We start from the raw sequence: 13,970 nt of genomic DNA, 5'->3' as shown, positions 1-13,970 counted from the left end.
CCCTCCTGCGCAGGTAACGCCTGCCTGCGCCGTGGGCCTCAATGCCTGAACATCACATGCCGCACGCAGGTGTAGTCCTCCAGCCCATACATCGACATGTCCTTGCCGTAGCCCGACAGCTTCTGCCCGCCGTGGGGCATTTCGCTGACCAGCATGAAGTGCGTGTTGACCCAGGTGCAGCCGTACTGCAACCGGGCGGACACCCGGTGGGCGCGGCCGACATCGGCGGTCCACAGTGACGAGGCCAGGCCGTAGTCCGAATCGTTGGCCCAGGCCAGCGCCTGCGCTTCGTCTTCGAAGCGGGTCACCGACACCACCGGCCCGAATACCTCGCGGCGCACGATCTCGTCATCCTGCTGGGCGTCGGCCAGCACCGTCGGCTCGAAGAAGAACCCGTCGCCCGCCACCGCCTTGCCGCCGGTGACCAGGCGAATATGCGGCTGGGCCACGGCGCGCTCCACCAGCGCTGCCACCCGGTCGCGGTGTGCGGCACTGATCAGCGGCCCGAGTTCGGTGTCCGGGTCGTCCTGCAACCCGTGCCGGAGGCTGGCCACCGCCTCGCCGAGCTTGTTCACGAACGTGTCGTAGATGCCGGCCTGGGCATAGATCCGGCAGGCCGCGGTGCAGTCCTGCCCGGCATTGTAGAAGCCGAAGGTGCGAATGCCTTCCACTGCAGCGTCGATGTCGGCATCGTCGAAGATGATCACCGGGGCCTTGCCGCCCAGTTCCATGTGCAGGCGTTTCACGCTGTCGGCGGTGCCGGTGATGATCTGGCTGCCGGTGGCGATCGAGCCGGTCAACGACACCATGCGCACCTTGGGGTGGGTGACCAGGGGCATACCTACGCTCTGGCCCTTGCCGAACAGGATGTTGAGCACCCCGGCCGGAAACAGCTCGGCCGCCAGTTCGCCCAGGCGCAGGGCGGTCAGCGGGGTCTGTTCCGAAGGCTTGAGCACCACGGTGTTGCCGGCCGCCAGGGCCGGGGCGATCTTCCATGCCAGCATCATCAGCGGGTAGTTCCACGGTGCTATGGACGCCACCACACCCAGCGGGTCGCGGCGCACCATCGAAGTGTGCCCCGCCAGGTACTCGCCCGCCGCCGAGCCGCCCAGACAGCGGCTGGCCCCGGCAAAGAAGCGGAACACGTCGGCGATTGCCGGCAGTTCGTCGTTCAGCGCGGCCGGGTAGGGCTTGCCGCAGTTGTCCGATTCCAGCCTGGCCAGCTCCCCGGCATGGGCGTCTATCAGGTCGGCCAGCTTTAGCAGCAGTGCGGCGCGGTCTTTCGGTGCGGTCTGCGACCAGCCGTCGAAGGCATGGTCGGCGGCGCGCACCGCCGCATCCACCTGCGCTTCGCTGGCCTCGTTGATGTCCACCAGTACGCTGCCCAGCGCGGGGTTGAGCACGCTGTGGGCCGGGCCTTCGCCGGCGACGAGCTGGCCGTTGATCAGCAGTCGGGTTTGCATGGTGTTCGATCCTCCTGGTTCAGGTCATTTGCCGTCGCTGCCGGTCACGTTCTCGGCGCCACGGGTCAGGTAGTAGGCGCCCAGAATCGGCAGCATGGTCACCAACATCACCAGCATGGCCACCACGTTGGTCACCGGCACGTCGCGCGGGCGGCTGAGCTGGTTGAGCAGCCAGATCGGCAGGGTGCGTTCGTGGCCGGCGGTGAAGGTGGTCACGATGATTTCGTCGAACGACAGCGCGAACGCCAGCATGCCGCCCGCCAGCAGCGCCGACCCCAGATTGGGCAGCACGATGTAGCGAAAGGTCTGCCAGCCGTCGGCGCCCAGGTCCATCGACGCCTCGATCTGGTTCTGCGAGGTGCGCCGCAGACGCGCGATGACGTTGTTGTAGACGATCACCACGCAGAAGGTGGCGTGGCCCACCACGATGGTGAAGATCCCGGGCTCGATGCCCAGGGTCTTGAACGCCGACAGCAGGGCGATGCCGGTGATGATGCCGGGCAGGGCGATGGGCAGGATCAGCATCAGCGACAGGCTCTCCTTGCCGAAGAAGCTGCGCCGGTACAGGGCCGCGGCGGCCAGGGTGCCAAGCACCAGGGCGATCAGCGTGGCCAGGCACGCCACCTGCAGCGACAGCTTGATCGACTCGAGCACGTCGGGGCGCGAAAACGCCACGCCGAACCACTTGAGGGTCAGGCCCCGGGGCGGAAAGCTGAAGGCCGCGTCTTCGGTATTGAAGGCGTACAGCACGATGATCAGGATCGGAAAGTGCAGGAACAGCAGCCCGCCCCAGGCGGCCAGGCGCAGCCCCGGCGAGGCGTTGTCAGAGTGCATCGAAGGCTCCCAGGCGTTTGACGAGGGTCAGGTACACGGCGATCAGCATGATCGGTACCAGGGTGAAGGCGGCGGCCATCGGCATGTTGCCGATGGCGCCTTGCTGGGCGTACACCATGCTGCCGATGAAGTAGCCGGGCGGGCCCACCAGCTGCGGCACGATGAAATCGCCCAGGGTCAGCGAGAAGGTGAAAATGGAGCCGGCGGCGATGCCCGGCACCGCCAGCGGCAGGGTCACCTGCACGAACGTCTGGCGCGGGCGTGCGCCAAGGTCGGCCGAGGCGTGCAGCAGCGAGGGCGGCAGGCGCTCCAGCGCGGCCTGGATCGGCAGGATCATGAACGGCAGCCAGATGTACACGAACACCATAAAGCGCCCCAGGTGCGAGGTCGACAGGGTGCTGCCGCCCACCCCGGGAATGCCGAGCAGCCATTGCAGCAGTGGCTCCAGGTTCAGCTGCTGGACGAACCACTGTGCCACCCCGCCCTTGGCCAGCAGCAGGGTCCAGGCATAGGCCTTGACGATGTAGCTGGCCCACATCGGCATCATCACCGCGATGTAGAAGAACGCCTTGGTGCTGCCGCGGGTGTAGCGGGCCATGTAGTAGGCGATGGGAAACGCCAGCACCGCGCTGGCGATCGACACCGCCACCGCCATGCCCAGGGTACGCAGGATGATGTCGAAGTTGGATGGCTGCAGCAGCGCGGCAAAGTTGGCCAGGGTCAGCTCGGGCGTCACCGCCATGGTGAAGTCGTCGAAGGTGTAGAAACCTTGCCACAGCAGCGCCAGCAGCGAGCCCAGGTAGATCGCGCCGAACCAGATCAGCGGCGGTATCAACAGCATCGCCAGGTACAGGTTGGGGCGACGGTAGAGCAAGGTGGCCAGGCGCCGCATCATCTCAGCGGCCCTCGTCGAGCACGGTTTCGCGCAGCGCGGTCATGGCCTCGCGCGGCCAGTGGGCGTGCAGGCGCTGGCCGGGCTGCCAGGGGGCGGCGTCGGCATGCCACTGGCTGTTGGCCTGGCTCACCGCCAGCAACTGGCCGTTGTCCAGCTGCAGTTCGTAGCGGGTGGTGCTGCCCTGGTACTGGATATCGTGCAGCACGCCGCTGAGCTGGAGGACGTCGCCCGGGATGGCCGACGCGCTCAGGCGAATGTGTTCCGGGCGGATCGAGAACGGCTGCGGGCTGGCCACCAGGTGTTGGGCCAGCTCGCCGCGCAGCACGTTGGAGGTGCCGACGAACTCGGCAACGAAGGGGGTGGCCGGTTGCATGTAGAGGTTGCGCGGCGTGTCGACCTGTTCGATGCGCCCGCGGTTGAATACCGCAACGCGGTCGGACATCGACAGCGCCTCGGTCTGGTCGTGGGTGACGAAAATGAAGGTGATGCCCAGCTGGCGCTGGAGCTTCTTCAGCTCGCCCTGCATCTGCTCGCGCAGCTTGAGGTCCAGCGCGCCGAGGGGCTCGTCCAGCAGCAGTACCCGGGGACGATTGACCAGCGCGCGGGCCAGGGCCACGCGCTGGCGCTGCCCGCCGGACAACTGCACCGGCTTGCGCTCGCCGTAGCCGGCCAGGGCCACCATGCCCAGGGCCTCTTCGGCACGGGCATGGCGCTGGGCCTTGGCCACGCCCTTGACCTTGAGCCCGTAGGCCACGTTGTCGCGCACGTTCATGTGCGGGAACAGCGCGTAGTCCTGGAAGACCGTGTTGACGTCGCGCTGGTAGGGCGGCAGGCCGGCGGCTTCCACGCCGTGGATGCGAATCGAGCCGTGGCTGGGTTGTTCGAACCCGGCGATCAGGCGCAGGCAGGTGGTCTTGCCCGAGCCCGAAGGGCCGAGCATGGAGAAGAACTCGCCGTCTTCGATGTCGATGCAGACCCGGTCGACGGCCTTGACCTCGCCGAACAGGCGGGACACTTGGGTGAACTGTACGGCTGGGGGCATGCGGGGTACTCCACGGTTCTGCGAGGGCGGTGCGCTCGCTTTGCCGTCAAGGCCGGCCCCTTCAGGTGTGCGAGTCGCCTGCAGGGGCCGGCCTTGACGGCGAAGAGGCCCTAACGGCCGCCCATGATCGCGATGTAGTCCTGGGTCCAGCGGCTATAGGGCACGAACTTGCCCCCTTGCGCCTGCGGCGTGCGCCAGAACGCGATCTTGTCGAACAGGTCGAAACCGTTGGTCTTGCACCCGTCGGCCCCCAGTAGTTCGCTGCCCGAACACGCCGCCGGCACCACCGGCAACGAGCCGAACCACGCCGCCACGTCGCCCTGCACCTTGGGCTGCAGCGACCAGTCCATCCATTTGTAGGCGCAATTGGGGTGCTTGGCCTCGGCGTGCAGCATGGTGGTATCGGCCCACCCGGTGGCGCCTTCCCTGGGGATGGTCGAGGCCACCGGCTGCTTGTCGGCCTTGAGCCCGTTGACCATGTAGCCCCAGGAGCTGGAAGCCGCCACGCCTTCGTTCTTGACGTCGCTCATCTGCACGGTTGCGTCATGCCAGTAGCGGTGAATCAGGGGGCGTTGCTGGCGCAACAGGTCGAGCACCGCCTTGTACTGGGTTTCGTTGAGCTCGTAGGGGTTGTCGATGCCCAGTTCCGGCTTGGCCGTCTTCAGGTACAGCGCCGCATCGGCGATGTAGATCGGTCCGTCATAGGCCTGCACACGGCCCTTGTTCGGCTTGCCGTCCGGCAGGTCCTGCGGCTCGAACACCACGCCCCAGCTGGTGGGCGCCTGCTTGAACACCTCGGTGTTGTACAGCAGCACGTTCGGCCCCCACTGGTACGGCGTGCCGTAGACCTTGGCGTCGACCACGTACCAGGGGCCGTCCTTCAGGCGCGGGTCGAGGTGCTTCCAGTTGGGGATCAGGTCGGTGTTGATCGCCTGCACACGCTTGCCGGCAATCAGGCGCAGCGAGGCATCGCCCGACGCGGTCACCAGGTCGTAGCCGCCCTTGGTCATCAGGCTGACCATCTCGTCGGAGGTGGCGGCAGTCTTGACGCTCACCTTGCAGCCGGTGTCCTGCTCGAAACCGCTGACCCAGTCGTAGGCCTTGTCGCTCTCGCCGCGCTCGATGTAGCCGGGCCAGGCCACGATGTCCAGTTGCCCTTCGCCGGCACCCACGGCCTTGAGCGGCTCGGCGGCCTGCAGGCTGGCGCTGGCGAGGATCCCGGCGCCCAGGGCGCCAAGCAATGCGGTGGTGTGCACAAGCATGATGTTCCCTCTTTTATTGGAATTGTGCAGGGGCAGTGATGACGGTGCTGCAGCGGTGCATTCCCTACTAGCGTAGTGCGTTCCCGCGAATGCAACATCCAGAAGCAAATGCGCAGCGTGACGACGCAGGTCAGGCTTTACTCTGGCGTTTCATTTCCTGTTTGAGGACGTCCAGATGAACACCCGAGGTTTGCTCGACCAGTTGCTAAAGTCCGGCCAGGAGCTGCTGCAGAACCAGGCCGGCAAAGGTGCCAGCGCCAAGCCAGGGGGCAGTGGCGGGCTGGGTGGGTTGCTCGGCGGCGCCGGTGGCGGTGGCCTGGGCGGGCTGCTCTCCGGTGCCGGCGGTGGTGCGCTGGCGGCGGGCGCGATGGGCTTGCTGCTGGGCAACAAGAAGGCGCGCAGCCTGGGGGGCAAGGCGCTCACCTATGGTGGCCTGGCCGCCCTCGGTGTGCTGGCCTACAAGGCCTACGGCAACTGGCAGGCCCAGCAGGGCAGTGCGCCGCAGCGCGAACCACAGACCCTCGATCGCCTGCCAGCCGCCCAGGTCGAATTGCACAGCCAGGCCATCCTCAAGGCGCTGGTGGCTGCGGCCAAGGCCGACGGGCATGTCGACGAGCGCGAAAAGGCGCTGATCGAAGGCGAGTTCGTAAAGCTCGACAACGACCACGAGCTGCAACAGTGGCTGCATGCCGAACTCAACCGACCGCTGGACCCGGCCGACGTCGCCCGCGCTGCCACAACGCCGGAAATGGCGGCCGAGATGTACATCGCCAGCGTCATGCTGGTGGACGAGGAACACTTCATGGAGCGCGCCTACCTCGACGAGCTGGCCAAGCAGCTCAAGCTCGACCCGGCCCTCAAGGCCGAGCTGGAAAAACAGGTTCGCCAGGCCTGAGTCAGCAAATGCGGGCATATGGCCATCGCGCAGGCCATTTTGCCCGAGCCGTCTTGATCCAGAGCGCGTGCAGATAAGGTGCGTGGGCTATAATCTGCGCATTTTTCTGCTCGCGTAGAATCCTTGAGGGCTGACTGTGAAGAACTGGACATTGCGCCAACGCATCCTGGCGAGCTTCGCCATGATCATTGCCATCATGCTGTTGATGGTGGTCGCTGCCTACTCGCGCCTGGTGGCGATCGAGTCCAGTGAGGAGGCGGTGCGTTCGGACAGCATCCCTGGCGTGTACTACAGCTCGATGATCCGCAGCGCCTGGGTCGACAGCTACGTCAACACCCAGCAGTTGCTCGGCCTGAGCAACCACCGCGAGCTGACCAATGCCGACGCCGAGCTGTACAAGAGCTTCGAGGATCGCCTCAAGCAGAACATGGCCGATTACCAGAAGACCATCCAGTCCTCCGAAGACCAGTCCAGCTACGAGGAGTTCGTGCGCCTGGAGCAGGGCTACCTGAAGCTGCTCGACAGCGTGCTGGAGGCCTACCGGCAGAAGAACTACGCCGAGGCCCAGCGCCTGCTGCAGGACAGCATGACCCCGGCCTGGAACGAGGGCCGCAAGCACCTGAACACGGTGATCGAAGGCAACCGTGTGTCGGCCGAGCAGGCCACCGGTGCCATCGTCAGCGCGGTGACCACGGCCAAGGTCAGCATGATGATCTCGCTGGTGCTGGCGATCATTGCAGCCGGCATCTGCGGCCTGATGCTGATGCGCGCCATCACCGGCCCCATGCAACTGATCGTGCGGGCGCTGGACAAGCTGCGCGGCGGTGACCTCAGCGTGCGCCTGAGCCTTGACCGCAAGGATGAATTCGGGGCGGTGGAAACCGGCTTCAACGAAATGATGAGCGAGCTGACCACGCTGGTGTCCCAGGCCCAGCGCTCGTCGGTGCAGGTCACCACCTCGGTGACCGAGATTGCCGCCACCTCCAAGCAGCAGCAGGCCACCGCCACCGAAACGGCCGCCACCACCACCGAAATCGGTGCCACCTCGCGGGAAATCGCCGCCACCTCCCGGGACCTGGTGCGCACCATGACCGAGGTCACCAGCGCCGCCGACCAGGCCTCGGTACTGGCCGGCTCCGGCCAGCAGGGCCTGGCGCGCATGGAAGAGACCATGCACCAGGTGATGGGCGCGGCCGACCTGGTCAACAACAAGCTGGCGATCCTCAACGAGAAGGCCGGCAACATCAACCAGGTGGTGGTCACCATCGTCAAGGTCGCCGACCAGACCAACCTGCTGTCGCTCAACGCCGCCATCGAGGCCGAGAAGGCCGGCGAATATGGCCGCGGCTTTGCCGTGGTGGCCACCGAAGTGCGCCGCCTGGCCGACCAGACCGCCGTGGCCACCTACGATATCGAACAGATGGTGCGCGAGATCCAGTCGGCGGTGTCGGCCGGGGTGATGGGCATGGACAAGTTTTCCGAGGAAGTGCGTCGCGGCATGGCCGAGGTGCAGCAGGTGGGCGAGCAACTGACCCAGATCATCCACCAGGTGCAGGCGCTGGCGCCACGGGTGCTGATGGTCAACGAAGGCATGCAGGCCCAGGCCACCGGTGCCGAGCAGATCAACCATGCACTGGCGCAGCTGGGCGATGCCAGCAGCCAGACCGTGGAGTCGCTGCGCCAGGCCAGTTTCGCCATCGACGAGCTGAGCCAGGTAGCGGTCGGCCTTCGTGGTGGTGTGTCGCGGTTCAAAGTCTGAAGCCCCGATGAGCGACCTTCAGTCACGCCGCGACACTTCGGTGCCTACGCCAGGGAGCCTGTTCCTGGTATTTCGTATCGGCGAGCAGCGCTTTGCCCTGGACACCCATGAGGTAGTGGAGGTGCTGCCGCGCCTGCCACTCAAGCCCATCGCCCACACCCCGCGCTGGGTGGCGGGGGTGCTGGCGCATCGCGGTGCGCTGGTACCGGTGATCGACGTGGGCGACCTGGGGTTCGGCACCCCGGCGCCGCTGCGTACCAGCACCCGGCTGGTGCTGGTGCACTACCGGGGCCAGGCGCAGGCCGAGCCGCAGTTGCTGGGCCTGATCCTGCAGCAGGCCAGCGACACCCTGCGTTGCCACCCCGACGAGTTTCGCCCCTATGGCGTCGACAACCAGCAGGCCCCCTACCTGGGGCCGGTGCGCGAAGATGCCCAGGGCCTGATGCAACGCATCAGCGTCCAGGACCTGCTGACCGACCAGGCCCGCGCCTTGCTGTACGCGCCCGTGGAGGTGCAGCCATGAGCGACGAGCAGCGGTTCTTTCGGTTTTTGCAGGAGCGTATCGGCCTGGATGTCGCCTCGGTTGGCGCGCCGATGGTCGAGCGGGCCCTGCGCCAGCGCTGTGCTGCCCTGCAGGCCCGCGACCTGGACGATTACTGGGTGCGCCTGCAGCAGTCGACCCCGGAGCAGCAGGCGCTGATCGAAGCGGTGATCGTGCCTGAAACCTGGTTCTTCCGTTATCCCGAGTCGTTCAGCGCGCTGGCCGGGCTTGCCCTCAGGCGCCTGGCCGAGCTCAATGGCACCCGGCCGCTGCGGGTGCTCAGCCTGCCGTGTTCGACCGGTGAAGAGCCCTATTCGATTGCCATGGCCCTGCTCGATGCCGGTATTGCCGGCCCCGGGTTTCGCGTCGACGGCATCGACATCAGCCCCAACTCGATCGCCCGCGCCGAACAGGCGGTGTATGGCCGCAACTCCTTTCGCGGCAGTGACATCGCCTTCCGCCAGCGCCACTTCAGCGAGGTGGAGCAGGGCCATCGCCTCGACGAGCGGGTTCGCCAGCAGGTCGAGCTGCAGGTGGGCAACGTGCTCGACCCGGCGCTGCGCACCCGCAGGGGCAGCTACGACTTCGTCTTCTGCCGCAACCTGCTGATCTATTTCGATGTACCCACCCAGCAACGAGTGTTCGACGTACTGAAAAGCCTCACCCATGAAGACGGCGTACTGTTCATCGGCCCGGCCGAAGGCAGCCTGCTGGCACGCATGGGCATGCGCCCGCTGGGTATCGCGCAGTCGTTCGCCTATGTACGGCATATCCCGCAGGAGCCGCCCCCAGTGCTTTCGCCGCCGCCCCCGATGCCTGCACCCAGTCCACGGCGGGCGCCTGCGCCGTTGGCGCGCCGTGCGCCAGCCCCGGCACCGCAGCCTGCCCGGGTTGCGCCCCCAGCCGCCGGCAAGCCCGGCGCCGAACAGCTGCTGGCGCAGATCGCCACGCTGGCCAACGAGGGCCGCAGCGACGAGGCACGCGCGGCCTGCGAACGCTACCTGCAGCAGCATGCACCGGATGCGCAGGTGTATTACTGGCTGGGCCTGCTCAGCGATACCGCCGGCGATGCGGCCCAGGCCATGAGCCACTACCGCAAGGTGCTGTACCTGCAACCCCAGCACCCCGAGGCCCTGGCGCACCTGGCGGCGCTGCTGGCGTCCCAGGGCGATGAGGTGGGCGCCCGGCGCCTGCAGGAGCGTGCGGCGCGCCGAGAGCGCAGCGAGCGGGAGCCTGAACGATGAGCGGCCAGGCAGAGCTGGGCGTGATGGCCGCCACGGTCGAGGCCATCGACGATTGCTGGAACCGTATCGGTGTGCACGGCGACAAGAGCTGCCCGTTGCTGGCCGAGCATATTCACTGTCGCAACTGTCAGGTGTACGCGGCAGCGGCCACACGCCTGCTGGACCGCTATGCGCTGGCCCAGGACGCCCATGCGCAGACGCATGTGCAGGCACCGGTGAGTGTCGGGCGCTCGCTGTTGCTGTTTCGCCTGGGCGAGGAATGGCTGGCCCTGGCGACCCGCTGCCTGGTCGAGGTGGCGCCGCTGCAGCCGGTGCACTCCTTGCCGCACCAGCGCTCGCGGGTGCTGCAGGGGGTGGCCAATGTGCGCGGTGCGCTGGTGCCGTGCCTGTCGCTGGGCGACCTGCTGGGGCTCGAGCCCGGTAGCCCGGTGGCGGTGTCGGCGCGGGTCATGCCGCGCATGCTGATCCTGGGTGCCAGCGGCGGCGCCGTGGTGCTGCCGGTGGACGAAGTGGACGGTATCCATGCCCTCGACCCCGGGCAGCCGGCCAGCGACACCGCCACCGATGCACGCTTCACCGAAGCGGTATTGCAATGGCGCGGTCGCAGCGTGCGGGTGCTGGATGAAGAACAGCTGTTGTCTGCCGTGAACCGGAGCCTGTCATGACCCCAGAGCAAATGCGCGACGCTTCGCTGCTCGAGCTGTTCAGCCTGGAGGCCGAGGCGCAGACCCAGGTGCTCAGCGCCGGCCTGCTGGCCCTGGAACGCAACCCTACCCAGGGTGACCAGCTCGAAGCCTGCATGCGCGCCGCCCACTCGCTCAAGGGCGCGGCGCGCATCGTCGGGATCGACGCCGGGGTCAGCGTCGCCCACGTGATGGAAGACTGCCTGGTCGAGGCCCAGGAAGGCCGCCTGCGCCTGCGCCCCGAGCACATCGATGCGCTGCTGCAGGGCACCGACCTGCTGATGCGCATCGCCACCCTGGGCGGTGCGGCCACCGAGGCGGCGGTCCAGGCCTTCGTGGTGCAGATGGCCGTGCTGCTCGATCCGGCCAGTGCGCTGATGGCGACGGGGCCGGCAATCGGCGACGCGCCCGAGCCGACGCAGAATCCTGAACCCGCACCGACTGCGCCGCAGCCGGTGCCCCCGGCGCCCGAGCCTGAGGCGCTCGCGCAACCGGAGGCGTCTGCCGAGCCCGTGGCCCTTGCGCCGGGCAAGCGCGGCGAAGGCGGCGAGCGGGTGCTGCGGGTCACGGCCGAGCGCCTGAACAGCCTGCTCGACCTGTCCAGCAAGTCGCTGGTCGAAACCCAGCGCCTGAAGCCCTACCTGGCCACCCTGCAGCGCCTCAAGCGCATGCACGGCCAGAGCATTCGCGCCCTCGATACGCTCAAGGCCGAGCTGGACACCGGCGGCCAGCGACCGGAGGTGCAGGAAGCGCTGGCGCAGGCCCAGCGCCTGCTCGGCGAAACCCGCGAGATGCTGCAGCAGCAGGCCGCCGACCTGGACGAGTTCGGCTGGCAGGCCAGCCAGCGCGCGCAACTGCTGTACGACACCGCGCTGGCCTGCCGCATGCGCCCGTTCGCCGACGTGCTCAACGGGCAGAGCCGCATGGTTCGCGACCTGGGGCGGTCGCTGGGCAAGCAGGTGCGCCTGGAGATCGAGGGCGAAAAGACCCAGGTCGACCGTGACGTGCTGGAAAAACTCGAGGCGCCGCTCACCCACCTTCTGCGCAACGCCGTGGACCACGGTATCGAACTGCCCGAGCAACGCCTGCTGGCAGGCAAGCCGGCCGAGGGCCTGATCCGCCTGCGCGCCTCGCACCAGGCCGGCCTGCTGGTGCTGGAACTGAGCGATGACGGTGGCGGCGTCGACCTGCAACGCCTGCGCCACAGCATCGTCGAGCGCCAGTTGTCGCCGGCCGACACCGTGGCGCAGATGAGCGAAGCCGAACTGCTGACGTTCCTGTTCCTGCCGGGGTTCAGCCTGCGCGACAAGGTCACCGAGGTTTCCGGGCGCGGCGTGGGGCTCGATGCGGTGCAGCACAGCGTGCGCCAGTTGCGCGGCTTCATCGACCTCAGCCAGCACAGCGGGCAGGGCAGCCGCTTTCACCTGGAGGTGCCGCTGACCCTGTCGGTGGTGCGCAGCCTGGTGGTCGAGGTGGGGGGCGAGGCCTACGCCTTCCCGCTGGCGCATATCGAACGCACCCTGGACCTGCCCGCCGAGGCCATCGTTCAGATCGAGGGGCGCCAGCATTTCTGGCATGAAGGCCGGCACATCGGCCTGGTGGCCGCCTCCCAGTTGCTCAACCGGCCGCCCAGCCAGGCGGCGGAACAGGCCATCAAGGTGGTGGTCATCCGTGAGCGCGACACCCTGTATGGCGTGGCCGTCGAGCGTCTGATCGGCGAGCGCGTGCTGGTGGTGATGCCGCTGGACGCGCGGCTGGGCAAGGTGCAGGACATCTCGGCCGGGGCCCTGCTCGATGACGGCTCGGTGGTGCTGATCGTGGACGTCGAGGACCTGCTGCGCTCGGTCGAGAAGCTGCTCAGCACCGGCCGCCTGGAACGTATCGAGCGCGGCCAGCGCGCCGCCCGCGAAGCGACGCGCAAGCGCGTGCTGGTGGTGGATGACTCGTTGACCGTGCGCGAGTTGCAGCGCAAGCTGCTGACCAACCGCGGTTACGAAGTGGCCGTCGCGGTGGACGGCATGGACGGCTGGAACGCCTTGCGCAGCGAGGATTTCGACCTGCTGATCACCGACATCGACATGCCGCGCATGGACGGCATCGAACTGGTCACCTTGCTGCGTCGCGACAGCCGGTTGCAGTCGTTGCCGGTGATGGTGGTGTCGTACAAGGACCGCGAGGAAGATCGTCGTCGTGGACTGGACGCCGGGGCCGACTACTATTTGGCCAAGGCCAGTTTTCATGATGATGCCTTGCTGGAAGCCGTGGTGGAGCTTATCGGGGGAGCCCAGGGATGAAGATCGCCATCGTCAACGACATGCCCCTGGCCGTGGAAGCCCTGCGCCGGGCATTGGCGTTCGAGCCGCAGCACGTGGTGATCTGGGTGGCCGGCAATGGCGCCGAGGCGGTGCAGCGCTGCGCCGAGCACACCCCCGACCTGATCCTGATGGACCTGATCATGCCGGTCATGGACGGTGTGGAGGCCACGCGCCAGATCATGGCCCGGACCCCTTGCGCCATCGTGATCGTCACGGTCGACCGCCAGCAGAACGTGCACCGCGTGTTCGAGGCCATGGGCCACGGCGCCCTGGACGTGGTCGACACCCCGGCGGTAGGCGCCGGCAACCCGCGTGAGGCGGCCGCGCCGCTGTTGCGCAAGATCCTCAACATCAGCTGGCTGATCGGCCAGCATGGCAGCAACCGCGTGCGGGCAGTGGCAGCCCCGCAGCGCCAGGGCGCACAACGCCAGCGCCTGGTGGCGATCGGTTCCTCGGCCGGTGGCCCGGCGGCGCTTGAGGTGCTGCTCAAGAGCCTGGAGCAGGATTTCAACGCGGCCATCGTGCTGGTCCAGCACGTCGACCAGGTGTTCGCCGCCGGCATGGCCGAGTGGCTGAGCAGCGCCTCCGGCCTGCCGGTACGCCTGGCCCGCGAGGGCGAAGCACCCCAGCCCGGGCAGGTGCTGCTGGCCGGCACCAACCACCATATCCGTCTGTTGAAGGACGGCACCCTGGCCTACACCGCCGAACCGGTCAACGCGATCTACCGCCCTTCGATCGATGTGTTCTTCGAGAGCGTGGCGCGCTTCTGGCAGGGCGATGCGGTGGGCGTACTGCTGACCGGCATGGGCCGCGATGGCGCACAGGGGCTCAAGCTGATGCGCGAGCAGGGCTTTCTGACCATCGCCCAGGACCAGCAGAGCAGTGCGGTCTACGGCATGCCCAAGGCGGCTGCGGCCATCGATGCCGCCGTCGAGATACGTGCGCTGGAGCGCATTGCGCCGCGCCTGATGGAGATTTTTTCGAAATGACGATGTGTAATGAACCAAACCGGTCGTTCGCCAGGGAGCAGGGCGCGC

At 67.5% G+C, this 13,970-nt stretch carries 12 protein-coding genes; 7 read left to right on the top strand and 5 right to left on the bottom strand.

Annotated features, from left to right (window positions below):
- Nucleotides 1-38 precede the first annotated feature (38 nt).
- From NP552_RS05655 to ydcS, 5 genes are all read right to left on the bottom strand, one after another.
- Complete coding sequence (locus NP552_RS05655; protein ID WP_058541466.1) at nucleotides 39-1,463, bottom strand: gamma-aminobutyraldehyde dehydrogenase; 1,425 nt, start codon at nucleotides 1,461-1,463, stop codon at nucleotides 39-41.
- 24 nt (nucleotides 1,464-1,487) lie between these two features.
- Nucleotides 1,488-2,297, bottom strand: coding sequence for an ABC transporter permease (locus NP552_RS05650; protein ID WP_043863200.1), 810 nt, complete (start codon nucleotides 2,295-2,297; stop codon nucleotides 1,488-1,490).
- Nucleotides 2,287-3,192, bottom strand: a complete 906-nt coding sequence (locus NP552_RS05645; RefSeq protein WP_054915022.1) for an ABC transporter permease — start codon at nucleotides 3,190-3,192, stop codon at nucleotides 2,287-2,289. The genes NP552_RS05650 and NP552_RS05645 overlap by 11 nt, the downstream gene beginning before the upstream one ends.
- Before the next feature lies 1 nt (nucleotide 3,193).
- Nucleotides 3,194-4,234, bottom strand: a complete 1,041-nt coding sequence (locus NP552_RS05640) for an ABC transporter ATP-binding protein (RefSeq protein WP_043863202.1) — start codon at nucleotides 4,232-4,234, stop codon at nucleotides 3,194-3,196.
- Between the two features lie 110 nt (nucleotides 4,235-4,344).
- Complete coding sequence (gene ydcS / locus NP552_RS05635; RefSeq protein ID WP_058541467.1) at nucleotides 4,345-5,496, bottom strand: putative ABC transporter substrate-binding protein YdcS; 1,152 nt, start codon at nucleotides 5,494-5,496, stop codon at nucleotides 4,345-4,347.
- Nucleotides 5,497-5,671: 175 nt separating this feature from the next.
- Between ydcS and NP552_RS05630 the strand changes: the two genes are divergently transcribed.
- From NP552_RS05630 to NP552_RS05600, 7 genes are all read left to right on the top strand, one after another.
- Nucleotides 5,672-6,391, top strand: coding sequence for a tellurite resistance TerB family protein (locus NP552_RS05630; protein WP_054915019.1), 720 nt, complete (start codon nucleotides 5,672-5,674; stop codon nucleotides 6,389-6,391).
- A gap of 136 nt (nucleotides 6,392-6,527) precedes the next feature.
- Complete coding sequence (locus NP552_RS05625; protein ID WP_043863205.1) at nucleotides 6,528-8,150, top strand: methyl-accepting chemotaxis protein; 1,623 nt, start codon at nucleotides 6,528-6,530, stop codon at nucleotides 8,148-8,150.
- A 7-nt stretch (nucleotides 8,151-8,157) separates the two neighbouring features.
- Nucleotides 8,158-8,673 (top strand): chemotaxis protein CheW, encoded by a 516-nt coding sequence (locus tag NP552_RS05620; protein ID WP_274096542.1) that lies wholly within the window; start codon nucleotides 8,158-8,160, stop codon nucleotides 8,671-8,673.
- Nucleotides 8,670-9,935, top strand: a complete 1,266-nt coding sequence (locus tag NP552_RS05615; protein WP_274096541.1) for a CheR family methyltransferase — start codon at nucleotides 8,670-8,672, stop codon at nucleotides 9,933-9,935. The genes NP552_RS05620 and NP552_RS05615 overlap by 4 nt, the downstream gene beginning before the upstream one ends.
- Nucleotides 9,932-10,600, top strand: a complete 669-nt coding sequence (locus NP552_RS05610) for a chemotaxis protein CheW (protein WP_043863208.1) — start codon at nucleotides 9,932-9,934, stop codon at nucleotides 10,598-10,600. The genes NP552_RS05615 and NP552_RS05610 overlap by 4 nt, the downstream gene beginning before the upstream one ends.
- The gene (locus NP552_RS05605) at nucleotides 10,597-12,912 is read left to right on the top strand and encodes a hybrid sensor histidine kinase/response regulator (protein ID WP_274096540.1); all 2,316 of its coding nucleotides are present in this window, start codon (nucleotides 10,597-10,599) and stop codon (nucleotides 12,910-12,912) included. The genes NP552_RS05610 and NP552_RS05605 overlap by 4 nt, the downstream gene beginning before the upstream one ends.
- Nucleotides 12,909-13,922: a chemotaxis response regulator protein-glutamate methylesterase gene (locus NP552_RS05600; protein WP_274096539.1), complete on the top strand. Its 1,014-nt coding sequence runs from the start codon at nucleotides 12,909-12,911 to the stop codon at nucleotides 13,920-13,922. Before NP552_RS05605 ends, NP552_RS05600 begins: the two co-directional genes overlap by 4 nt.
- Nucleotides 13,923-13,970: the final 48 nt, after the last annotated feature.

This window comes from Pseudomonas sp. 8209 (genome assembly GCF_028682105.1).
Classification (GTDB): domain Bacteria; phylum Pseudomonadota; class Gammaproteobacteria; order Pseudomonadales; family Pseudomonadaceae; genus Aquipseudomonas; species Aquipseudomonas palmensis.
Note: the sequence above shows the minus strand (reverse complement) of the source record. Positions and strands in the feature narration are given on the sequence as shown.

Coding starts and splice junctions, on each gene's coding strand:
- NP552_RS05655 (WP_058541466.1), bottom strand. CDS start 1,463: ATGCAAACCCGACTGCTGATCAACGGCCAGCTCGTCGCCGGCGAAGGC.
- NP552_RS05650 (WP_043863200.1), bottom strand. CDS start 2,297: ATGCACTCTGACAACGCCTCGCCGGGGCTGCGCCTGGCCGCCTGGGGC.
- NP552_RS05645 (WP_054915022.1), bottom strand. CDS start 3,192: ATGATGCGGCGCCTGGCCACCTTGCTCTACCGTCGCCCCAACCTGTAC.
- NP552_RS05640 (WP_043863202.1), bottom strand. CDS start 4,234: ATGCCCCCAGCCGTACAGTTCACCCAAGTGTCCCGCCTGTTCGGCGAG.
- ydcS (WP_058541467.1), bottom strand. CDS start 5,496: ATGCTTGTGCACACCACCGCATTGCTTGGCGCCCTGGGCGCCGGGATC.
- NP552_RS05630 (WP_054915019.1), top strand. CDS start 5,672: ATGAACACCCGAGGTTTGCTCGACCAGTTGCTAAAGTCCGGCCAGGAG.
- NP552_RS05620 (WP_274096542.1), top strand. CDS start 8,158: ATGAGCGACCTTCAGTCACGCCGCGACACTTCGGTGCCTACGCCAGGG.
- NP552_RS05615 (WP_274096541.1), top strand. CDS start 8,670: ATGAGCGACGAGCAGCGGTTCTTTCGGTTTTTGCAGGAGCGTATCGGC.
- NP552_RS05610 (WP_043863208.1), top strand. CDS start 9,932: ATGAGCGGCCAGGCAGAGCTGGGCGTGATGGCCGCCACGGTCGAGGCC.
- NP552_RS05605 (WP_274096540.1), top strand. CDS start 10,597: ATGACCCCAGAGCAAATGCGCGACGCTTCGCTGCTCGAGCTGTTCAGC.
- NP552_RS05600 (WP_274096539.1), top strand. CDS start 12,909: ATGAAGATCGCCATCGTCAACGACATGCCCCTGGCCGTGGAAGCCCTG.